The 23,252-nt window shown below is 34.7% G+C and carries 16 protein-coding genes; 13 read left to right on the top strand and 3 right to left on the bottom strand.

What is annotated here, in order from left to right; all coding sequences use genetic code 11:
* On the bottom strand, positions 1-421 hold a 421-nt coding region (locus QZ657_RS00810), incomplete at its 3' end, for a hypothetical protein (protein WP_291964347.1).
* Positions 422-610: 189 nt separating this feature from the next.
* Between QZ657_RS00810 and ileS the strand changes: the two genes are divergently transcribed.
* From ileS to QZ657_RS00790, 4 genes are read left to right on the top strand one after another with little or no spacing between them, the layout of a single operon-like run.
* Positions 611-4,009 carry an isoleucine--tRNA ligase gene (gene ileS / locus QZ657_RS00805; RefSeq protein ID WP_291964345.1) on the top strand — a complete coding sequence of 1,133 codons (3,399 nt, stop codon included), beginning with the start codon at positions 611-613 and terminating at the stop codon, positions 4,007-4,009.
* Between the two features lie 3 nt (positions 4,010-4,012).
* Positions 4,013-4,396: a TraR/DksA family transcriptional regulator gene (locus QZ657_RS00800; protein WP_036157281.1), complete on the top strand. Its 384-nt coding sequence runs from the start codon at positions 4,013-4,015 to the stop codon at positions 4,394-4,396.
* A gap of 38 nt (positions 4,397-4,434) precedes the next feature.
* Complete coding sequence (locus QZ657_RS00795) at positions 4,435-5,055, top strand: hypothetical protein (RefSeq protein WP_291964343.1); 621 nt, start codon at positions 4,435-4,437, stop codon at positions 5,053-5,055.
* 33 nt (positions 5,056-5,088) lie between these two features.
* Positions 5,089-5,760: a lipoprotein signal peptidase gene (locus QZ657_RS00790; RefSeq protein WP_276470814.1), complete on the top strand. Its 672-nt coding sequence runs from the start codon at positions 5,089-5,091 to the stop codon at positions 5,758-5,760.
* On the opposite strand, the gene QZ657_RS00785 is transcribed toward QZ657_RS00790, so the two are convergent.
* Positions 5,739-6,308, bottom strand: coding sequence for a 5-formyltetrahydrofolate cyclo-ligase (locus QZ657_RS00785; protein ID WP_291964341.1), 570 nt, complete (start codon positions 6,306-6,308; stop codon positions 5,739-5,741). The two genes, QZ657_RS00790 and QZ657_RS00785, sit on opposite strands and share 22 nt — an antisense overlap.
* Positions 6,309-6,799: 491 nt before the next feature.
* Here QZ657_RS00785 and uvrC point away from each other — a divergent pair, with 491 nt between their 5' ends.
* From uvrC to QZ657_RS00745, 8 genes are all read left to right on the top strand, one after another.
* Positions 6,800-8,593 (top strand): excinuclease ABC subunit UvrC, encoded by a 1,794-nt coding sequence (gene uvrC / locus QZ657_RS00780; RefSeq protein WP_291964340.1) that lies wholly within the window; start codon positions 6,800-6,802, stop codon positions 8,591-8,593.
* Positions 8,571-10,862, top strand: a complete 2,292-nt coding sequence (locus tag QZ657_RS00775) for a patatin-like phospholipase family protein (protein WP_291964338.1) — start codon at positions 8,571-8,573, stop codon at positions 10,860-10,862. Before uvrC ends, QZ657_RS00775 begins: the two co-directional genes overlap by 23 nt.
* 349 nt (positions 10,863-11,211) lie before the next feature.
* The gene (locus QZ657_RS00770) at positions 11,212-11,991 is read left to right on the top strand and encodes a DUF3108 domain-containing protein (RefSeq protein ID WP_291963644.1); all 780 of its coding nucleotides are present in this window, start codon (positions 11,212-11,214) and stop codon (positions 11,989-11,991) included.
* 7 nt (positions 11,992-11,998) lie between these two features.
* Positions 11,999-12,970, top strand: coding sequence for a tryptophan 2,3-dioxygenase family protein (locus tag QZ657_RS00765; protein WP_291964337.1), 972 nt, complete (start codon positions 11,999-12,001; stop codon positions 12,968-12,970).
* Positions 12,970-14,250, top strand: coding sequence for a peptidoglycan DD-metalloendopeptidase family protein (locus QZ657_RS00760; protein ID WP_291963646.1), 1,281 nt, complete (start codon positions 12,970-12,972; stop codon positions 14,248-14,250). Before QZ657_RS00765 ends, QZ657_RS00760 begins: the two co-directional genes overlap by 1 nt.
* 1 nt (position 14,251) lies before the next feature.
* Entirely contained in the window at positions 14,252-15,889 is a 1,638-nt protein-coding gene (gene pgi, locus QZ657_RS00755; protein ID WP_291964335.1) for a glucose-6-phosphate isomerase, read from the top strand.
* 170 nt (positions 15,890-16,059) lie between these two features.
* Complete coding sequence (locus tag QZ657_RS00750) at positions 16,060-18,768, top strand: TonB-dependent receptor (protein ID WP_291964333.1); 2,709 nt, start codon at positions 16,060-16,062, stop codon at positions 18,766-18,768.
* A gap of 95 nt (positions 18,769-18,863) precedes the next feature.
* On the top strand, positions 18,864-19,304 hold the full coding sequence (locus QZ657_RS00745) for a hypothetical protein (protein ID WP_291964331.1): 441 nt from the start codon (positions 18,864-18,866) through the stop codon (positions 19,302-19,304).
* 52 nt (positions 19,305-19,356) lie between these two features.
* Here QZ657_RS00745 and QZ657_RS00740 read toward each other — a convergent pair whose 3' ends face one another.
* Positions 19,357-20,400: an endonuclease/exonuclease/phosphatase family protein gene (locus tag QZ657_RS00740; RefSeq protein ID WP_291964329.1), complete on the bottom strand. Its 1,044-nt coding sequence runs from the start codon at positions 20,398-20,400 to the stop codon at positions 19,357-19,359.
* Positions 20,401-20,507: 107 nt separating this feature from the next.
* Between QZ657_RS00740 and QZ657_RS00735 the strand changes: the two genes are divergently transcribed.
* Entirely contained in the window at positions 20,508-23,249 is a 2,742-nt protein-coding gene (locus QZ657_RS00735) for a carboxypeptidase-like regulatory domain-containing protein (protein WP_291964327.1), read from the top strand.
* Positions 23,250-23,252 lie beyond the last annotated feature (3 nt).

Raw genomic sequence — 23,252 nt, 5'->3', positions numbered from 1 at the left:
TTTTTACGTCTTCAGCTTTTTGAGCTGCTTTGTCAGCCGCATCATTGGCAGCATCTTTTACGTTGTTACCAGCTTCTTTTGCAGCGTCAACACCATCTTGGCCAGCTTTCTTGGCAGCGTCCATTGTATCTTCACCAGCTTTTTTAGCGGCATCAATACCATTTTGCCCAGCTTCTTTTACTGTCTCGGCAGCATCTTCAGCAGCATCCATTGCATTTTCGCTTGCTTCTTTAGCAGCGTCCATTGCACCTTCGCCAGCCTCTTCTAAATCTTTACCAGCTTCTTTTAACTCTTCACCTGCATTTTCTAATGCGGCACCGGCTTCTTCAGTTGCAGATTTTGCTTTGTCGGCAGCATCTCTACAAGAAATAGACATACTAAGTGCTAAAATTGCTAATGATCCTAAAATTACTTTTTTCATTTGTATAAACGTTAAATGGTTAATTGTTCCGTGGTAATATACGTAGAATTTTAACTTTTGGATGTTTAAGAGCATGATAAATTTATTAATACGTGATTTATAGGTATTTCAGTACGGTCAATAAGCTCCTTTTTGATCAAAATTTTATAATTTTGCAGCCTTTTAAACCTAGTACCATAAGCATTTCGTATGAAGTTCACAGAATATCAAGGATTGAATTTACCAAAGGTCGCAGAAGAAATACTTGACTACTGGTCAAAAAATGCCATTTTTGAAAAAAGCATCGCTACTCGTGAGGGTAAAGACAGCTATGTTTTCTATGAGGGTCCGCCTTCGGCAAATGGTATGCCGGGTATTCACCACGTAATGGCTAGAACCATTAAGGATATCTTTCCAAGATATAAAACCATGAAGGGTTATCAAGTTAAGCGTAAAGCTGGTTGGGATACTCATGGTCTTCCAATAGAATTGGGTGTTGAAAAGGAATTGGGTATTACAAAAGAAGATATTGGAGTTAAAATTTCTGTTGAAGAATATAATGCCGCCTGTAAAAAAGCGGTAATGAGATATACAGATGTTTGGAATTCAATGACCGAACAAGTTGGCTATTGGGTAGATATGGAAGACCCTTATATCACTTACAAATCCAAATATATGGAGACGGTATGGTGGTTGTTAAAACAAATCTATTCTAAAAATTTAATTTATAAAGGATATACTATACAACCATATTCCCCTAAGGCAGGGACAGGTTTAAGCTCGCATGAGCTAAACCAACCAGGTACATACCAAGATGTAACGGATACTACGGTGACCGCTCAGTTTAAAGCCGTAGAAGAAACCTTGCCGGATTTCTTGCAGAATGAAGGAACGATATACTTTTTGGCCTGGACGACAACACCTTGGACATTACCTTCCAACACGGCATTGACCGTAGGACCAAAAATTGACTACGTGCTTGTAGAGTCTTATAATCAGTACACTTTTGAGCCAATGAATGTAGTGCTTGCCAAGAATTTGGTAGGTAAACAATTCTCAGGTAAGTTCACGGAGGTAACAGAGAAGTCGGCATTGTTGGAGTATAAATCTGGCGATAAAAAAATACCTTACTACGTTGTAAAGGAATTTAAGGGAAAAGATTTATTGGAAATAAGATATGAGCAGTTATTGGATTATGTATTGCCATATGAAAACGCAGAAAATGCTTTTAGAATTATTGCAGGAGATTTTGTTACCACTGAAGATGGTACGGGTATTGTTCATACCGCGCCTACTTTTGGTGCAGATGATGCTTTTGTAGCAAAGCAGGCGGTTCCTGAAATACCGCCAATGTTGGTGCTAGATGAAAATGCCAACTTAGTGCCCCTTGTTGACTTACAAGGTAAGTTTAGGCCAGAGTTGAAAGAATTGGGCGGTAAGTACGTAAAGAACGAATATTATGAAGATGGTAAAGCGCCCGAACGTTCAATAGATGTTGAAATTGCCATTAAACTAAAAGAAGAAAATAAGGCCTTTAAGGTAGAGAAGTATGTACACAGTTACCCTAACTGCTGGCGTACGGATAAGCCCATATTATATTATCCTTTAGATTCTTGGTTCATTAAAGTGACGGATGTAAAGGATAAAATGTTCGGTCTGAACCAAACGATCAACTGGAAGCCAAAAGCAACTGGTGAAGGTAGATTTGGTAATTGGTTGGCAAATGCAAATGATTGGAACCTTTCTAGGTCACGTTATTGGGGTATTCCATTGCCGATCTGGAGAACAGAAGATGGTAAAGAAGAAATTATCATAGGTTCCGTAGCTGAGCTGAAGTCAGAAATGGCAAAAGCAGTTGAGGCAGGAGTTATGGAAAAGGATATATATGCAGACTTTGTTGTAAACGATATGTCCGATGATAACTATGATAAAATAGATTTACATAAGAATATAGTTGATCAGATTACTTTAGTATCCGCATCAGGAAAACCAATGAAACGTGAAAGCGATTTAATTGATGTTTGGTTTGATAGTGGTTCTATGCCCTATGCACAATGGCATTATCCATTTGAGAATAAAGATTTAATAGATGAAGGGAAAACGTTTCCTGCCGATTTCATTGCAGAAGGGGTTGATCAAACTCGTGGTTGGTTCTATACCCTGCATGCAATTGCAACTATGGTTTTTGATTCTGTTGCTTATAAAAATGTAGTATCCAACGGGCTGGTGTTAGATAAGGAAGGTAAAAAAATGTCTAAGCGATTAGGTAATGCCGTAGATCCTTTTGAAACGATGAACGAGCATGGGGCCGATGCTACAAGATGGTACATGATCAGTAATGCCAACCCTTGGGATAACCTGAAATTTGATACTGAAGGTATAGTGGAGGTCAAGCGTAAGTTCTTCGGAACTTTATATAATACGTATTCTTTTTTTGGTCTATATGCCAACTTGGATAAATTTACATATGCAGAGGCAGATGTGCCAATGGCAGAGCGTACAGAGATTGATCGCTGGATTCTTTCCGAGTTGAATTCGTTGATAAAAATTGTAGATACCGCATATGAGGAATATGAGCCTACACGTGCTGCTAGGGCAATATCAGAATTCGTTCAAGAGAACCTTAGTAATTGGTATGTACGTTTGTGTAGAAGACGTTTTTGGAAAGGAGAGTATGCTACAGATAAAATAGCGGCATATCAAACCCTCTATACCTGTTTAGATGTAGTGGCTAAACTTTCAGCGCCTATTGCACCGTTTTTTATGGATCGTTTATATTTAGATTTAAATAAAGCTACCGTAAAGGATGGTTTTGAAAGTGTGCATTTAGCAGATTTCCCTGTGGCAGATGAGTCACTTATTGATGAAAGCTTAGAAGTGAAGATGCATAAGGCACAGGTAATATCATCTTTGGTATTATCTATTCGTCAGAAAGAAAAGATAAAAGTGCGTCAACCATTACAGAAAATTATGATTCCTGTATTTGATGATAAGGACAGGGAAGAAATTGAAGCGGTTTCAGAATTAATTAAATCTGAAGTTAACGTTAAGGAAATTCAGTTGTTAGATGATGCTTCTGGTATATTGGTAAAACGTATTAAGCCTAATTTCAAGACTTTAGGTCCTAAATTTGGTAAAGAAATGAAGCAGATTGCTCAAATTGTCAATGGTTTTGATCAGAATGATATCCAAAAAATTGAGCAGGATGGCGAATTAACAATCCAATTAGAAAATAAAAGTATTACTTTACAGTTACAGGATGTAGAGATCTCTTCTCAGGATATTGAAGGTTGGATGGTTGCTACCTCTGGTAAATTAACCGTTGCTTTAGATGTAACGATTAATGAAGAGTTAAGAAATGAAGGTGTTGCAAGAGAGTTGGTAAATAGAATTCAGAACATTAGAAAAGATTCTGGTTTTGAAGTAACGGATAAAATTGCAATTGAAATATTGAAAGATGGTTTTGTTGAAGTTGCTGTAGAAAACAATTTAGATTATATTAAAACAGAAACATTAACGGCTAAACTAAATTTTGTAGAAAACTTGAATAAGGGCATGGATATTGCTTTTGATGAGGTAAAGACTAAATTGTTTATTGAAAAATATTAAAGTATGGCAGAAGATTTAAAAGTGAGGTATTCTGACAAAGATTTGGCAGAATTCAAAGTATTGATAGAAGAAAAGATAGAAAAGGCCAAAAGCCATTTAGAGCTTTTGAAAAGTGCTTATATGAACGATGGTAATAATGGTACGGATGATACGTCTCCTACCTTTAAAGCTTTTGAAGAAGGTTCTGAAACTATGAGCAAAGAGGCAAATACCCAATTGGCTATTAGGCAAGAAAAGTTTATTCGTGATCTTAAAAATGCAATGTTACGTATAGAAAACAAGACATTTGGTATATGTCGTGTAACAGGAAAGTTGATTAATAAAGAGCGATTGAAACTTGTTCCACATGCTACTTTAAGTATTGAAGCTAAGAATATGCAATCATAATTAAAACGCCTCTAGGGGCGTTTTTTAATAGTCTTTAATTGAAAGGTTCCCTATTATATATTATGCTTCTGCTTTCTTTTGGGTTATGTGCCCAAAAGAAGGTGTATAAAAATGTATTGGCGGATAACATTGGTCTAATTCAGGTAGATGCTACTAATTGCTTCATAGTAGAGATTCATACGGGCAATAGTAACAGGGTTAGCATTGAGGCTGAAATGGAAGGGGAGTATAGCAAAGATTTAGAGCTAGAAGTTTCAACGAACGGTAATACACTTATTGTGGATACGGCCTTTGCACCAAATTTTAAAAACCCCAATGATAAACTCAGTGCCCATAAGGTAATTTCTATTGCGCTACGGTTAACCTTGCCATCTTATAAGAATTTAGAAATTTTTGGCACAAATACCAGAGTAGCTTTAGATGGTGCGTATAAAGATTTGCAGGTATCTCTAGCAGATGGCAACTGTATGCTGAACAACATAATTGCCAACGCGGAGATAAAAACGCAAAGTGGTAATATTAAGGTGTATTCCACAGGGGCTACTATTGATGCCATAAGTAAATATGGGGTAGTTTCCTCCAATAAAATACCAAAAGGAAATTCATCTTTAAAACTACAGACCGTAACCGGAAATATTGATCTCTTTAAAACCGAATAATATTTATATTTTTGCGCTCATTGATGAAAGCCCATGAACATTAAAAAGTCTGTCCTATTTATTTTATTGATTTTAATAATTGATCAATGGAGTAAGATTTATATAAAAACCAATTTCGTATTGGGTGAGTCGGTTGAGGTATTTAGCTGGTTTAAAATTTTATTTATTGAAAATGAAGGTGCTGCTTGGGGTGCAAAACTAAGCGACGTATTACCTATATCCGATGATATAGGAAAGTTGGTATTGACCGTATTTAGGTTGTTTGCAATTTTTGGTATTGGGTATTGGCTTTTTGATGTTATTAAAAAGAAAGCATCAAATACCTTAATTTGGGCAGTGTCCCTAATTTTTGCCGGAGCCTTGGGTAATATTCTAGATTCTGTTTTTTACGGGGCAATATTCAATGAAAGTTATAATGAGGTAGCAACGTTATTTTCTGATGAGCCTTATGGTAAGTTGTTTTATGGTAAAGTAGTGGATATGTTATATTTTCCTATGGTAGATTCTACATGGCCAACTTGGATGCCTATGGTGGGCGGTCAAAATTTTAGATTTTTTGAACCTGTATTCAATATTGCCGATACGGCAATAAGTACAGGTGTTGGTATATTGTTGGTTTTTAATAAAAGAGCTTTCAACAAAGAAGAAGAGTTGTCAACTAATGACAATGAGATTTTAGAGAATCAAGAAGTTTTAAAAGAATAGATTTTTTTAGGTGTAATACAGTAGTCTAATGGTATGTCTGTACTATCTACGTCTTCTATGCTATCTTCAGCTTCAAAAAAAGAAAGACCTATTTTTATTACGTCATCTTTACATTCGTTTAAAAAACGGTCATAATAACCTTTTCCATATCCTATTCTATTTCCTTGCTTGTCAAAAGCTAAAAGAGGAATAAAAACAACATCTATTTTATGCGGTTCTATTGTAATACCATCTACAGGTTCAGGTATATTTAGACTGTTGTTGATGAATTTGGTATTATCTGTAAGTAAATAATGTTCTAAGGCAGTGTCTGAAATAATTTTGGGAACTATAACATTTTTATCCAAACCTAAAAGCACTGAAATAATACCTTCTGTATCTATTTCAGATTTTTGTTCTATAGGAAGGTAAATATGAAAATATAGATAATTCCATATTGGTAATTGCAAAACTGAATTTGCGATTACTATACTTTCAGAAGATATTTGAGAGGGTTTTAGGGAACTACGAAGTTTAATATATTTTATACGTAAATCTTTCTTCAACATAGTGAAGTGAATTTAACATACTTATATTTTAAATTATTCTTTACCTGCAACAGCAAAAAATACTTTAAAAAATAACATTAAAATAAGGTAAGTTCCTAAAGTGATGATGTAACTATCCATAATCTAAAATTTGTAAATGGGCTAATAATTGTTGTTGTTGTGTTAAAAATAGGTAAAATAATTAATATAACATCCTTGAAATGCACTTTTTTATCGTTGAAATGCATTTTTTTAAAATAAAATTAACACTTTCATTCATATAACGAAACAAAATATCAATTAATTGCCTGAAAATCAAAGTTTTAAATATATGTAATTTTTATTGGATTATGAATGCCGTAAATTAAGAATAGTAAAATTATTTATATCAAAATATAAGGACGTCTAAAATATCGAATTGATAAACGGTTAAAAAGTGTTTTGTGCTAAGAAAATAACTTTGAGGTACAATCTAAAATGGCATATAAACACTAATTTAGTAGTATTGAATTATGACAGAGATTCCTATAAAAATACAGTTAAGTGCATTACCTAATAGTCCGGGAGTTTACCAATTCTATGATAGCAGTGACGGTATATTATATGTAGGTAAGGCAAAAAATTTAAAAAAGCGTGTTTCCTCATACTTTACCAAGAACCACGAGTATGGTAAAACTAGGGTTTTGGTAAAGAAGATTCGTTCCATAAAGCACATAGTCGTGCCAACGGAATCTGATGCTCTTTTATTGGAAAATAATTTGATCAAGGAGTTAAGGCCCAGATATAACGTTTTGTTGAAAGATGACAAATCTTATCCTTGGTTATGTCTTAAAAACGAAAGATTTCCAAGGTTATTTCCAACAAGAAGGGTAATTAAAGATGGATCTGAATATTTTGGACCGTACACCAGTATGAAAACGGTTAGGGTTTTATTGGATTTGATTAAAAGTGTTTATCCGTTAAGAACATGCAATTATGATCTATCTGCCGAGAAAATCAATGCAGGTAAATTTAGGGTATGCCTAGAATATCATTTGGGTAACTGTAAAGGACCATGTGAAGGTCATCAGTCAATATCGGAATATGATCGTCAAATAGAAGACATTCGGGAAATTGTAAAAGGTAATTTTAAGTCGTCAATAGCCTATTTTAAAAGCCAGATGAAAGCTCTGGCAGAAGAAATGAAATTTGAAGAAGCGCAAAAGGTAAAGGATAAAATTGATGTTTTAGAGAACTACCAGGTAAAATCTACCATTGTAAATCCTAAGATCAGTAATGTAGATGTGTTCAGTATAATATCTGATAATTCTTTTGCATATGTTAATTTTCTTCAATTGGCACATGGGTCTATAATAAGGTCCCATACAATGGAAATCAAGAAGAAACTTGAAGAGAAAGATGAAGATTTGCTTGAGCTGGCTATTGTAGAGATTAGGGAAAGGTTTAAATCAGATTCAAAAGAACTTTATGTACCTTTTGATATAGCCGTGTCACCAGGGTTAAAAGTAACAGTGCCCAAGTTGGGGGATAAGAAACGAATTCTTGATTTGTCTGAGCGAAATGCCAAATTCTTTAGGCAAGAGCGTTTTAATCAGATTAAGATTATTGATCCCGATCGTCATACCAATAGAATAATGGCCCAAATGAAAAAAGATCTTCGTTTATCGGCTGAACCTAGGCATATTGAATGTTTTGATAATAGTAATATTCAAGGTAGCAATCCTGTAGCGGCATGTGTTGTTTTTAAGGACGGTAAACCTTCAAAAAAAGAGTACAGACATTATAATATAAAGACGGTTACCGGTCCGGATGATTTTGCTTCAATGGAAGAAGTGGTGTATCGTAGGTATAAAAGACTACAGGAAGAACTACGGCCATTACCGCAATTAATTGTTATTGATGGGGGTAAAGGCCAATTATCATCGGCTTTAAAAAGTCTGGACCTTTTAGGTTTAAGAGGTAAAATTGCTATTGTGGGTATAGCTAAAAGGTTAGAGGAGATATATTTTCCTGAAGACCCTATACCTTTATATCTGGATAAGAAATCTGAAAGTCTTAAAATAATTCAGTATTTACGAAATGAAGCCCATAGATTTGGTATAACGTTTCATAGAAATAAAAGAAGCAAGGGGGCTATTAATTCAGAATTGGAAAGTATAGACGGTGTAGGTGAAAAGACAGCGCAGCAGTTATTAAAAAAATTCAAATCGGTTAAACGCATAAAAGAAGCTTCCGTTGAAAGTTTAAGTTTAGAGGTAGGAGCGTCCAAAGCAAAAAAAATATATGAATCTTTTCGTAAAAAATAGATTGGGTATAATGCCATTGGTGTTATCGGTACTTCTTTCGGGTATCGGTACTTTGGTTGCTCAAGATCATGAGGAAAAGATTAAGCCTAAAGTTGGGTTGGTACTAAGTGGTGGCGGTGCAAAAGGTATGGCACATATTGGCGCATTGAAAATCATTGAAGAAGCCGGTGTTGAAATTGACTACATTGGTGGTTCTAGTATGGGTGCAATTGTAGGTGCAATGTATGCTGCTGGGTATTCTGCAAACGAGTTGGATTCTATCTTTAAAGCAACCAATATTGGTTCGTTAATTCAAGATAATTTACCTAGAAGTGCTAAAACCTTTTATGAAAAGGACGATTCTGAACGTTATGCACTAACACTACCGTTCAAAAATTTTAAAGTAACGGTGCCGCCAGCTATATCGGGAGGTCAAAACATTTACAATGAATTTGTTAGGTTATTGTATCATGTAAAGGATATAGATGATTTTAATAAGCTGCCAACTCCTTTTGTTTGTATAGCTACCGATATTGAAACAGGTAAACAAGTAATTTTAAATTCGGGCTATTTACCGGAAGCTATTTTGGCCAGCGGAACACTTCCTTCGCTTTTTGAGCCTACCGTCATAAATGATAGAGTGTTGATAGATGGTGGTGTGGTCAACAATTATCCTATAGATGAAGTCAGGGCAATGGGAGCTGATATTATAATTGGTGTAGATGTTCAGCACGATCTGTCCGATCGAGATGCCTTGTTGTCTGCAACTGAAATTTTGTTGCAGATCAATAATTATAGAACGGTGGCCGATATGGAAGTGAAGTCTGCCAAGACAGATATTTATATTAAACCGAACATTGAGGAATACTCGGTAATAGATTTTAATAGATTGGGGGAAATTGTTAAAACAGGTGAAGATGCCGCAAAATTAAAAATACAAGAACTCAAGCAACTTACAACGGGATATAAAAAAGATAAAAATTCAATTTCGGTAATACAAGAAAATGAGCAGTTGACAATTAATAGGTTGTTAATAGAAGGAAATACCAATCATACCAGGGGTTATGTAAAAGGTAAATTGCGATTTAGTCTTGATGAGCCTACAAACTTTAAAAGGCTTCAGCAGGGAATCAGTAATCTGTCCGCAACGGGCAATTTTAGAACGATCAAATACAAATTGTTGGATAATATGAACGGTGGGGAAGATTTAATTCTACCGTTAGATGAAACCGAAAATACCTCGTTTTTACGTTTAGGTGCTCATTTTGATGATTTGTATAAGAGTGCCGCGTTGATCAATATTACCAAGAAGAGGATATTGTCAAAAGATGATGTGGCCTCTTTTGATTTTATTTTAGGTGATAATATAAGGTATAACTTTGAATATTATTTGGATAAAGGAACGTATTGGAGTTTTGGAATTAACTCAAGGTTCAATGATTTTGAACAGGAAATTGATTTTGATTTAATTGAGGGTAATTTTGAAGTAGGTGCGGGTACGGCATTGAATAGAATAAATTTAAACGTATCTGACTTTACCCATCAGTTATACGTACAAACAGTAGTTAAAGAAGAATTTGCTTTTACACTTGGCGGAGAATTTAAACACTTACAATATAGTACCAGAACGTTTGGTGATACGCCCAATGTTACTACCCCTGGTACAACCTCCAGCAATGGTAGAACATATTTTGATAGGAGTAATTATGTAAGTGCCTTTGGATCGTTGAAGTTGGATACTTATGATGACAAATATTTTCCCTCTAGGGGGTTGTATTTTAATGGTGATATGCACTATTACGTTCTATCATCTGATTTTAACAACAATTTCAAGGATTTTTCTATATCAAAAGCTCGTATGGGTATGGCAATGCCCCTAATCAAAAATTTGTCCATTAATATAGAAACGGAAGGAGGTTTTAAGTTGGGTACATCCGGCGTTACCAGCTTTGATTTTCTTTTGGGCGGTTATGGTACAGATTTTATAAATAATTTTATACCCTTCGTGGGCTATGACTTTATAAGTTTGCCGGGTAACAGTTTTGTTAAAGCTTACGGTAGATTAGATTATGAATTTGCGGAAAAGAACCACATGCTTTTTAGTGCAAATTTTGCCAATGTAGACGATGATCTTTTTAGAACGGGAGATTGGTTTAAGGCGCCATCATATTCTGGGTATGGAATAGGTTACGGACTAGAATCATTTTTGGGACCTATAAACCTTATGTATTCCTGGACGCCAGAAATAGATAAATCACAATTCTTTGTAAGCATAGGTTATTGGTTCTGACTTTTAAGGTAAAGCGAGTGGGAAAAAAGTATTGGGATATAGATTTTCTTAATAGTTTCCCAAATATCAAATTCAAGTGTGAATAACTGTTAAGGTTATCATTAAAGTAAGTTAAACCGTACTGTTGGTATAATTATGTGCCTTAAATTTACATCAGCTAAGGGGTGGTTCCCTTACAACTTTAAGTAGTGGTTTTTCATAATTTAAAGTTTGGTTGGTTATTTAGGAAAAGCCCAGTTTTTAAACTGGGCTTTTTTTATACCACAATACTTTGGAATAAATTTTGTTTAAGATATTGTAATGAATATAGAGAACTATCTATTGCTATTTTTACAATAAACTACTGACTATGAAAAAATATTTATTTCTTGCCCTGGCCTTAACGTATTTTGGTGTACAAGGTCAAAATACTAAGTCAGCTTTTAAGACAGGAGAATGGTTGAAGTTTAGAATGCATTACGGTTTTTTAAATGCAAGCTACGCTACACTGCAAGTTAATTCTACTACTTTAAATGATAAGTCTGTCTACCATGTAGTAGGCCATGGTGAAACTACCGGTGTGGCCAGTTGGTTTTTTAAAGTAGATGATACCTATGAAAGTTATTTTGACAAGCAAGATGGTAAGCCATATAAGTTTGTTCGTAAAATTAACGAAGGGGGTTATAAAAAAGATGTAGAGATAAACTTTGACCATAATGCATCTAATGCAGAACTTAATGATAAGAAAAACAAGAAAAAGCTTAATTTTACATTAGAGAACAATATACAGGATCTAATATCCGCTTTTTATTATTTGAGGAACAACTATAAAACAGAAGACCTTGAAGTAGGAAAAGCAATTACCCTGAAAATGCTTTATGACGATGACGGTATTTTCAATTTTAAACTTAAGTATTTGGGTTTAGAGGTTTTAAATACAAAATATGGTAAAGTAGAATGCTTAAAATTTAGGCCTTTGGTACAATCGGGGCGTGTATTTAAAGAGCAAGAAAGTTTATCATTATGGGTTTCGAACGATGACAATCGAATTCCAATTAGAATTAAAGCAGATTTAGCCGTAGGTGCTATAAAAGCAGATATTGATGGGTATAATGGTCTTAAGCATCAGTTTAAAATTATAATGGATTAGACCCTAAATGGAAGATAGAGAGAAGATCAAATCCCAAATATCTAAACTAGAAGAAAAATATAAAGATTCAGGGCAAGATCTTAGCTCTTATTTAGATGGTCTATTGCACCAACGTTATCTTACCTATTGGGATTATATACATTTAGACACCCTATTAAGTCTACAGGTACCAAGAACCCATTTTCCTGATGAAGAAATATTCATCATGTATCATCAAATTACCGAATTATACTTTAAATTGATTTTGCACGAGCAAAAGCAATTGGTAGATGATAAAAGTGACAATTTAGATTTTTTTATAGAAAAGGTCAGAAGAATAAATAGTTACTATAAAGTTCTAATATCTTCATTTAGTGTAATGATCAAAGGTATGGAGCGAGAGCAGTTTTTGCAATACCGTATGGCATTGTTGCCTGCCAGTGGTTTTCAGTCTGCACAGTTTAGAATGATCGAGCTTTATGCCACGCCCTTAGAAAATTTGGTTCATGTATCGGAAAGGGCTCAATTCTCATCAGAATCTACGATCGAAGAGTTATACGAACACATTTATTGGAAAAAGGGTGCTACAGATAAAGAAACGGGCGAAAAAACCTTGACATTAAAACAGTTTGAGTACCGTTATACGCCTAGGCTTATAAGAATAGCAAAACAGGTAGAGAATACTACAATATATCATAAATACTTAAGTTTGCCCAAAGAGCAGAGAGAAGATGCGGCACTAGTGGAGGCGTTAAAGACTTTAGATGTAAATGCTAATATTAATTGGCAATTGATGCACATGGGTTCGGCTCATAGATACTTAAGAAAAGAAACCGGTGATATAGAGGCAACAGGTGGTACCAATTGGAAAGAATACCTGCCGCCTAGTTTTCAAAAAATTGTATTCTTTCCAGAATTGTATACAGAACAGGAATTAAATAATTGGGGTAAACAGTGGGTAGACCATATGTTGAATCCAGATAAATCAAGAGTAGAATAATGCAGAAGTATTGGGGGGTATTATTGGCATTGACAGTAATTGCATCATGCAAGGACGCCGGTAGTGAGAAGAAGGATATAGCTCAAAATCTTAAGGTTGTAAAAGCACCTGAAGTCAATGAGAGATTTGGTTTCAATTTAGATGAATTTAACGTAAAGTTAGATACTGTAAGGTACGGGGATAGTTTTGGTGAATTAATGCAGGATAATAAAGTAGATTATCCAAAAGTTTTAGCTGTTTCGGAAAATTTTAAGGATAGTTTTGATGTACGTAAGATACGCGTGGGCAAGCCATATGCTATTTTACAATCTAAAGATACTACTGCGCAAGCTCAGGTGTTTATTTACGAGAACGATCCAATAAACTATACCGTAATAGATTTGCGGGATAGTGTAAAAGTCTACAGGGATAAAAACAAGGTTAAGTTTGTTCAACGAGAAGTTTCGGGGGTTATAGAATCTAGTTTGTCCGAAGCAATATTGGAACAAGGGGTTGATTATAATGTTACGCACAACCTGGCAAATGTTTATGCGTGGACAATAGATTTTTCAAGATTACAAAAAAATGATAAGTTCAAGATCATCTATAATGAGAAGTTTATAAATGATACGGTATATGCAGGTGCCGAACCGATCGAAGCTGCATTTTTTGAGCATAACGGCAAACCAATTTATGCCTTTGCCTATGAAAATGATTCGTTAAGAAGTTTGGTCGATTATTTTGATGAAAATGCAAATAATCTGAGAAGAACTTTTTTAAGAATGCCCGTAGAGTACGGTAGGTTATCTTCTAGGTACAATCTTAAACGAAGAATAAAATATTACGGTTATAAATTACGCCCGCACAAGGGTACGGATTACGCGGCACCTATTGGAACACCAATTATGGCAACGGCCGATGGTACCGTGGTAGAGTCTACCAGAAGAGGTGGCAACGGTAAATATGTTAAGATTAGACATAATGGAACCTATTCTACGCAGTATTTGCATATGAAGGCCCAAAATGTAAAAAAAGGAGATTTTGTACGTCAAGGAGATGTTATTGGTTGGATCGGTATGACGGGCAATACGGGAGGTCCTCATGTATGCTATCGTTTTTGGAAAAATGGCAGGCAGGTTGATCCTTTAAAAGAAGAATTGCCACAGGCAGAACCATTGCACGATTCATTAAAAGAAGAATATTTTGCATACATAGCAACATATAAAGAACAGTTAGACTGTATAATATATCCTAAAGTCTTAATTGAAGAAGACAACGATCTAATAACACTTAATCAATAAAATGGCACTAGATAAAATAAACCCACAGCAAACCGAAATTTGGAATAAGTTAACGGCACATTACGAAGAAACTAAGGGCGAACATCTTAGAAGTTTATTTTCGTCAGATACAAAAAGAGCCGAAAAATTTACACTACAATGGAATGATTTTCTGTTTGACTATTCTAAAAATAGAATTTCTCAAGAGACAATGCAACTGTTGTTCAAGCTAGCCGATGAGGTGAATTTAAAAGGTGCGATCAAAGATTATTTTGGTGGTGGATTGATTAATGAGACAGAAGGTAGGGCGGTACTACATACCGCATTACGTGCTAAGAAAGATGATGTTGTTCTGGTAGACGGTAAAAATGTAATGCCAGAAGTTTATGAAGTAAAAGAACATATAAAAGAATTTACAGATTCGGTAATCAATGGAGATTTAAAAGGATATACAGGTAAAGCTTTTACAGATGTAGTAAATATAGGTATTGGAGGTTCAGATTTGGGTCCTGCAATGGTGACCGAGGCATTAAAGTTCTATAAAAATCATTTGTCTATCCATTTTGTTAGCAATGTAGATGGTGATCATGTGCATGAAATACTAAAGACTTTAAATCCTGAGACTACATTGTTCGTAGTAGTTTCTAAAACCTTCACAACACAAGAAACACTTAGTAATGCCACTACGATCAAGAAGTGGTTTTTAAAGCATGGAACACAAGAGGATATTGCAAAGCATTTTGCCGCAGTATCGACTAACAGTGAAAAAATAGCAGAATTCGGCATTGATGCTGCAAACGTATTCCCAATGTGGGACTGGGTAGGTGGTAGATTCTCATTATGGAGCGCAGTAGGTTTAACAATTGCCTTGGCGGTCGGTTATGAAAATTTCGATGCTTTATTAGAAGGAGCAAATGAAACCGACATACATTTTAAGGAAACTGATTTTTCCGAGAATATTCCTGTAATTATGGCATTGGTCAGTGTTTGGTATAATAATTTTTATGGAGCCGAAACAGAAGCTATCATTCCTTACGCACAGTATTTAAGTAGATTCTCTGCTTATTTGCAGCAAGGTATTATGGAGAGTAATGGTAAAAGTGTGGATAGAGCAGGTAATACTGTTGGTTATGAAACAGGAACAATCATTTGGGGAGAACCAGGTACAAATTCTCAGCATGCCTTTTTTCAACTTATTCACCAAGGTACCAAGCTAATACCGACAGATTTCATAGGTTTCAAACATTCTTTACATGGAGATAAAGATCATCATGATAAGTTGATGGCAAATTATTTTGCCCAGACCGAAGCTTTGATGAACGGTAAAACCAAAGAAGAAGTTGTTAAAGAATTAAAAGAAAAAGATTTATCGGAAGTAGAAATAAACAAGCTTGCACCGTTTAAGGTATTTACCGGTAACAAGCCTACAAATACAATTCTAATCGATAAGCTAACGCCTAAAAGCCTTGGTTCATTGATTGCGTTGTATGAGCATAAAATATTTGTACAAGGTATTGTTTGGAACATCTTTAGTTATGATCAATGGGGTGTAGAACTAGGTAAACAGCTGGCAGGGACTATACTTAACGATATTAAGAATTCGGATATTTCTGATCACGATAGTTCTACATTGCGACTTTTGCAATATTTTAAGAAATAATTTTTAATACGATAAAGATTTTTTAAAAACGATAACTATTTCATTTTCAAGTAAATTGTGAAAAGTTTTTGGGTATTTTTGAATTACTGATTTAACGTTCTCTTAACGTTGGAGGTGTAAAAATAAAGGACTTTTGCAGCAAGTTAAAAACTAACAAATACTCGAAGAAAATGAAAAAAATGTATTTTGCGTTAGCGGCATTTTTAATGACCGTGACTGCTTTTTCACAAGGACCAATTTCTGGTACTGTTTTAGATGGCGATACTAATACTCCGTTGCCAGGTGCTACAGTAATGGTAAAAGGTACTACTAATGGAACATCAACTGATTTTGATGGAAATTTTACAATTAATGCAAGTTCTGAATCCGGAACTTTAGTGATTTCTTACATTGGATTTAATTCAAAACAAATTACTTTCACTTCAACAGGTAGTGTAGGTTCTATTGTATTGGAATCTAATGCAGAAGAGTTGGAAGGTGTTGTTGTGGTAGGTGTTCAAGATATCGCTAAAGATAGAAAAACTCCGGTTGCAGTTTCTACCATTAAGGCAGAGGAAATTCAATTAAAGTTGGGATCACAGGAGTTTCCTGAATTACTTAATACTACTCCATCTATTTACGCTACCAAATCAGGTGGTGGTTTTGGTGATGCTCGTGTTAATATTCGTGGTTTTGATACTAACAATTCTGCAGTTATGATTAACGGTGTGCCGGTAAACGATATGGAAAATGGGCAAGTATATTGGAGTAACTGGGCTGGTCTTTCAGATGTAACTTCTGCAATTCAGGTTCAAAGAGGTTTAGGTTCTTCAAAACTAGCAGTTTCATCTGTTGGTGGTACCATAAATGTTGTAACCAAAACATCATTGAATGCTGAAGGTGGAGCTATAGGAGCAACTGTAGGTAATGATGGTTATGTTAAAACTTTGGCGTCATACTCATCTGGTCTTTTAGACAATGGTTTTTCAGCATCTATGTTAATAAGTAGAACTGGTGGAAATATGTATGCGGATGGTACTAAATTTGAGGGTTACAATTTCTTCATGGGGTTAGGTTATACTAAAGGTGATCATAGTTTAGAGTTTATGGTGACTGGTGCACCTCAATGGCATCATCAGAGAAGCAGGGCTACATCTATAGAAAATCAAATTCTTTACGGTGATGGCGATGGTGAACCTAATAGAAGGTATAATGAAGATTGGGGATATAGGAATGGTAAAGAATATAGCTTTCGTCGTAATTTTTATCACAAACCTGTTATCAGTTTAAATTGGGATTGGAATATAAGTGAGAAAACTACTTTACAAACATCTACATATGCTTCGTTTGGTCGTGGAGGCGGAACTGGTGAAATAGGTGAAATTAATGGTAGTAGACAGTTTGCATTACCTAGAACTGCTGATGGTTTAATTAGAGTAGATGATATTGTTGCTTATAATAGTGGTCAATTGGTGTCAGATTTTAGTGCTACCCCAAGAGAGCAAATCAATGGATTATACGTAAACAATAGTGATCAGAATGATAATGAGAATAATACCAATGGTATTTCTAGAAGAGCATCCGTAAACTCTCATAACTGGTATGGTATTTTAGCAAATTTCAATAATCGTATTTCAGAAGATTTGACCATAGATTTTGGTGTTGATCTTAGAAAATATACAGGTTATCACTATAGAAGAGTTAATGATCGTTTAGGTGGTGATGTTTATCAAGAAACAGACAACAGAAATGATCCTAATTTGTTGTTCTCGGAAACTTATAGTGCAAATCAACCTTGGTGGGTGTTTGGTAACATTGATGATGAGGAGAAAATTGATTACTATAACACTGGTTTAGTTAATTGGTTAGGTGTTTTTGGACAGGTTGAATATAATTTTACTGAAGATATAACCGGTTTTGTACAAGGTGCTTTGTCAAATCAAGGTTTTGCAAGAGAAGAATTTTTTAATGAAGTACCAGCTGAAAAGACAGATTTTGAAAATATTCTTGGAGGTAATGTTAAAGGTGGGGTAAACTGGAATGTGGATGAGAAAAATAATTTTTTCGCTAATGCCGGTTACTATTCAAAACAACCATTATTTGATGCTGTTTATATAAATTTTGGAAATAATTTAAATCCTAATTTAACAAATGAAAAAATTACCGGTTTTGAATTAGGATATGGTTATAGAAGCTCGAAATTTAGAGCTAATGTAAACTTATATTACACGAGTTGGAAGGATAGATTTGAGTCAACAGGAGCAACATTTAACTTTGGTGAGCCAGATGAGATTCGTGGTACTGCTAATATTTTAGGTATTACCCAAGTTCATACAGGTATTGAATTTGATGGTAGATACCAAGCTAGTGAAAAATTTGCCTTAACTGGTATGATGTCTATTGGTAACTGGGAATACAAAGATGATGTAACAGCTACTTATTTTGATAATGATCAAGCGCCAATTATTATAGATGGTGTAGAACAAGTAGAAACTTTAGCATTAGATGGTGTTAAAGTTGGGGATGCAGCGCAATTTACTGCATTCTTAGGTGCGGACTATAATCTTGCAAAAAACTTAAATATTGATTTTGGATATCGTTTTGCAGGTAATTTATATGCTCAGTTTGACGCTACAGATGTTGGTCCTGATGGGGCTTTAAAGTTACCTTCTTTTGGCCTGGCTGATGCAGGTGCAACATATGATATTTTATTTGATGATAAAAAATTAAGTTTCAGGGTTAATGTAAATAACCTTTTTGATACGACTTATATTGCTGAATCTGATACTAATATTTTTGCACAACCTGGTGATGATACCTACGATGGTATAAATACAAGTAACCGTGTATTCTTTGGGTTTGGAACTACTTGGAATCTAAGTGCTAGACTTAATTTTTAAGAAGCACTCCCAATATAATAATTAAACCCTGATCACACGGTCAGGGTTTTTTTATGCTCAAAATTGAGTATTTTTAAAGCCTAAATAATAGAACTATGTACGAAACTATTCACATGCTACATTCCTACCTTGCCTATATTGCTTTGGCAGTATTGATTTTAGCAGTTATTAATGCTATCTCAGGACTTGTTGGAAAGCGAATTTTTAATATGGGAAAAGACCTTAGACTTAGTCTTTTTGCACTTATTTTGTGCCATATTCAATTATTGGTAGGATTAATTTTATACTTTGTTTCGCCTAGTGGTTTAAGTGCAATACAAGAATTTGGTATGGGCGGTTTAACTTCTGCGGCACGTTTATTGGCAGTTGAACATCCTTTTATCAATATTTTAGCCATCGCCTCTATAACCATAGGTTGGTCAAGACATAAGAAATTTGTTGAAGGAGATAAAAAATTTAAAAGTATTGCTATTTTTTACACCATTGGTTTACTGCTTATATTAAGTAGAATTCCATGGGGGCAATGGTTTAACTAGAATTTTGGAATTTTAATACTATAAAGAACCTAGCATAATTATGTTAGGTTCTTTATAGTTTCTGGACTTTTTTAATTAGGTGAAGGTATACGGGAAAATGGTCGCTATAACCACCAATATAACTCCCTCCGGCATATGTTCTCAAAGGGTAGCCTTTATATTTTCCTTTGGGGTCCATTAAATATTCTGGGGTGAAAATACCTACTTTCCAGTAATTATAACCTTGTATTAACTTGTCCGTAAGAGATGATGTCATATATAGTTGGTCGAATAAATTCCACTTATCACGATAGGCCAATGAACCTCTGCCTTTTCTATAAAGCTTTTCCATTGGTCCGTAAAGATTTGTAGAATCCAAATTTTTATAGTGCTTCTTAACTTGTAGTATTTTTTTAAAACTGGGGTCTATAGGATCATCGTTAAAATCTCCCATGCTTATAATTTTAGCGTAGGTATCTAATTTTTGAACAGAATCTATTATTCGCTTGTTTAACTTGGCGGCTTCTAATCTAAACGGCCTACTTCTGGCTTCGCCACCACTTCTAGATGGCCAATGGTTCACCATAAAATATATTTTTTCATTATCCAATAAGCCCTCTACAATTAGTTGATCCCTTGTGTAATCTCGTTTTCCATCAAGATTAAGCAGAAGTAATCTATGGCTGTTAAAATTAACAGGTACAAAGGCACTTTTCTTATAAAGTAAGGCAACGTCTATACCTCTTTCATCTGGAGAGTCAAAATGAATGATGCCGTAGTTGTATGTGGCTAAATTAGTATGTTGTATTAAATCTTCCAGTACATTTAAGTTTTCTACTTCACAAACACCAATAATGTCCGGGGCTGTTTTATTATCGGTCGAACCAATTTCAGAAATTACCCTGGACATATTTTCTATTTTTTGTAAATAGCGTTCTTTTGTCCAATTGTCTTTTCCGTCGGGTGTTCTATCGTCATCGTATATTAAAGAATCATTTTTAGTGTCAAAAAGATTCTCAAGATTGTAAAAAGCTACTGTTCTAATTTGATAAGTATCAGCATTTTGGGCTAATAAATTTATGTGGAGAAGTAGGAAGAGAACAAATGGTAATCGCATGTTAAAGGGTATTTTGTCTTAATTATAAGCGAGTATACGGAATTTCCGCGTTAATTATTTCTTAAATACTATCTTAATGGCTCAATGTTAAGGCGTTAAGTTTTAAAATGATTAGGCATACACTTTGTTTATTATTATTTCTAAAAATATGTTTCTTAAATGCTCAAAGGACCATAACAATATCTGGAGAAGTAAAAAATAAGATAGGAAAAGAGGTAATTTTAGACGCAACTATTAGATTAGAAAGGAGCTCTATAGAAACGGAAACAAATAACTTAGGAGAGTTTCAGCTTATAACTGCATATAAAGGAGAATTTATATTACAAATTTCTTCTGCTGATTATAATACTAAAAGAATACCAATATTTCTAGGTGAAAATAATATTGATCTTGGTAGTATCTTTTTAGATAGAGATATGACCATAGAGAAATCCATCAACCTTATCAATATCACTGATGAAGAGTTGTTAGATGAAGAGGTAAATTCTAACGCGCTTGCGTTACTGCAATCTACGAGAGACATTTTTTTAAACAGGGCGGCGTTTGATTTTGGTCAGGCGTTTTTTAGGGTAAGAGGATATGATTCTCAATATGGAGAAGTTCACCTAAATGGATTGCCCATGAATAAAATGCTAAACGGTAGGCCACAATGGAACAACTGGGGAGGATTGAACGATGTAATAAGAAATCAACAATATACTAATGGTTTAGAGGCTTCAGATTTTACTTTTGGGGGAATTTTAGGGAATACTAACATAGATTTACGGCCTTCGGGATTACGGCCTGGAACAAGATTATCTTCTTCTATGTCTAATAGAACTTACAACGGTAGAGTTATGGCAACTTATAACTCTGGGGTCAAAGATGAAAAAGTGGCTTATATTATTTCTGCTTCTCGGCGTTGGGCAAAGCAAGGGTATATAGATGGCACATTGTACGATTCCTATTCGGCCTATGGTTCCATTGAATACTTATTAAATGAACACAATACAATTTCCGCTACGGCAATAGTAGCATCTAACAGGAGAGGGCGCTCGTCCGCAATTACAGAGGAAGTATATGAAATACAGGGCAACAGGTATAACCCTTATGCAGGTATACAAAACGGGAAAATTAGAAACTCTAGGGAAAGGCATATTAATGAACCACTGTTCTTGATCAACTACCTTCGTGAATCGGAAAATCTTCAATTAAATGTTGGTGTCGGTTATCAAACAGGTGTATATAAAAGAAGTCGTTTAGGATATTACAATGCTCCAAATCCAGACCCTACATATTACCGTTATTTACCCAGTTTTTATTTAAATAGTCCAATTGGGGCCAATTATGAAAGTGCTATACAGGCGGAAGAAGGTTTTCTTAAGCGGCCACAATTTGATTGGAATACTATTTATGAAGCAAATACAAGTATAAGTCAAAACGGTGAAGCCGCATATGTGCTATATGACGATATTACTAAAGACAATCAATTAACCGCTAGGGCAACCGCAAACATAAACTTTAACAAGCATTCAGACTTTGATGTGGGGTTGACGCATCGCCAACTATACTCTAATAACTATGCTCGTATAGATGATCTTTTGGGAGCCGATTATCATAAAGATATAGATGTGTTTTCTGAAACGTTGAATAATGTTTCTAACGAAGTAAATAAATTGGAGGGGCAAATTTTTAATTATCAGTATAATCTAAACGGTAACAATACGGATTTATTCGCCCAATTAAATTCCCATTATAATAAGATAAAGTTATTTCTAGCAGGAAAGTATGAAACGGTCTCTTATCAAAGAGAAGGGTTATTTCGGAATGAAAGATATATTGATAATTCAATAGGAAAAAGTGAAAAAGTCAAGTTTTCTAATTGGTCAGTGAAGTCAGGAGCGGCTTATACCTTAACAGGTAGGCATTGGGTTTCTGCCCATGCCGCAATAATAAATAAAGCACCTGTTTTACAAAACGTATTTATTAATTCTAGAGAAAATAATGCTATCGTCCCAAATATGCAAAATGAAACTATTACGAGTGTAGATGCCAATTATTTTTTTAGAATGCCAAAATTAACCGGTAGGTTTACCGGTTTTTATACTCGTTTTCAAAATACCACCGATGTAAATTTCTTTTTTGTTGATTCTGGGGTGGGTTCAGATTTTGTGCAAGAAGTAATTACCGATTTAGACAAATTACATATGGGTACCGAACTTGGTTTAGAGTACCAACTGTCTAGTGCGGTTAAACTATCATTAGTTGCCTCAGTGGCAAAACATGAATATGCCAGTAATCCTTTTGTGACTATTAATTTTGATACTGCGGGCGCTACCGAAGATTTGATAGATATATCGGGCTCTAAATTTTTAGGACCATCTGCTGTAAAGGGTTACAAATTGGCGCAAGGTCCGCAAAAAGCAATTGCGGCAGGTGTGGAATACAGAGATCCCAAATATTGGTGGATAAGTGCTTCTGCAAACTATCTCGCAAACAATTATGCTAATATTTCTACAATAACCAGAACCCAAAGTTTTTTTATTAATCCAGAAACGCAATTAAGGTTCCCTGATGCAACAGATGAAAATGTGCGGAAACTTCTAAGACAAAAGCCACTTGATAATTTTTATTTATTAAATATGGTTGGCGGTAAATCATGGCTAAAGAATGGCAAATACATAAGTGTATTTGCCAGTATTAACAATCTTTTTGACACCACTTTTAGAACAGGTGGCTACGAACAAAGTAGAAACGGCAATTATGGTCAATTAAAGCAAGATAACTTAAGTGGTAACCCGTCTTTTGCACCAAAATATTGGTATGGGTTCGGTAGAACTTATTTTTTAAATTTTGCTTTTAGTTTTTAAAAT

This window comes from Maribacter sp., from assembly GCA_020629415.1.
Lineage (GTDB): Bacteria > Bacteroidota > Bacteroidia > Flavobacteriales > Flavobacteriaceae > Maribacter > Maribacter huludaoensis.
Note: the sequence above shows the minus strand (reverse complement) of the source record. Positions and strands in the feature narration are given on the sequence as shown.

Coding starts and splice junctions, on each gene's coding strand:
- ileS (WP_291964345.1), top strand. CDS start 611: ATGAAGTTCACAGAATATCAAGGATTGAATTTACCAAAGGTCGCAGAA.
- QZ657_RS00800 (WP_036157281.1), top strand. CDS start 4,013: ATGGCAGAAGATTTAAAAGTGAGGTATTCTGACAAAGATTTGGCAGAA.
- QZ657_RS00790 (WP_276470814.1), top strand. CDS start 5,089: ATGAACATTAAAAAGTCTGTCCTATTTATTTTATTGATTTTAATAATT.
- QZ657_RS00785 (WP_291964341.1), bottom strand. CDS start 6,308: ATGTTGAAGAAAGATTTACGTATAAAATATATTAAACTTCGTAGTTCC.
- uvrC (WP_291964340.1), top strand. CDS start 6,800: ATGACAGAGATTCCTATAAAAATACAGTTAAGTGCATTACCTAATAGT.
- QZ657_RS00775 (WP_291964338.1), top strand. CDS start 8,571: ATGAATCTTTTCGTAAAAAATAGATTGGGTATAATGCCATTGGTGTTA.
- QZ657_RS00770 (WP_291963644.1), top strand. CDS start 11,212: ATGAAAAAATATTTATTTCTTGCCCTGGCCTTAACGTATTTTGGTGTA.
- QZ657_RS00765 (WP_291964337.1), top strand. CDS start 11,999: ATGGAAGATAGAGAGAAGATCAAATCCCAAATATCTAAACTAGAAGAA.
- QZ657_RS00760 (WP_291963646.1), top strand. CDS start 12,970: ATGCAGAAGTATTGGGGGGTATTATTGGCATTGACAGTAATTGCATCA.
- pgi (WP_291964335.1), top strand. CDS start 14,252: ATGGCACTAGATAAAATAAACCCACAGCAAACCGAAATTTGGAATAAG.
- QZ657_RS00750 (WP_291964333.1), top strand. CDS start 16,060: ATGAAAAAAATGTATTTTGCGTTAGCGGCATTTTTAATGACCGTGACT.
- QZ657_RS00745 (WP_291964331.1), top strand. CDS start 18,864: ATGTACGAAACTATTCACATGCTACATTCCTACCTTGCCTATATTGCT.
- QZ657_RS00740 (WP_291964329.1), bottom strand. CDS start 20,400: ATGCGATTACCATTTGTTCTCTTCCTACTTCTCCACATAAATTTATTA.
- QZ657_RS00735 (WP_291964327.1), top strand. CDS start 20,508: ATGATTAGGCATACACTTTGTTTATTATTATTTCTAAAAATATGTTTC.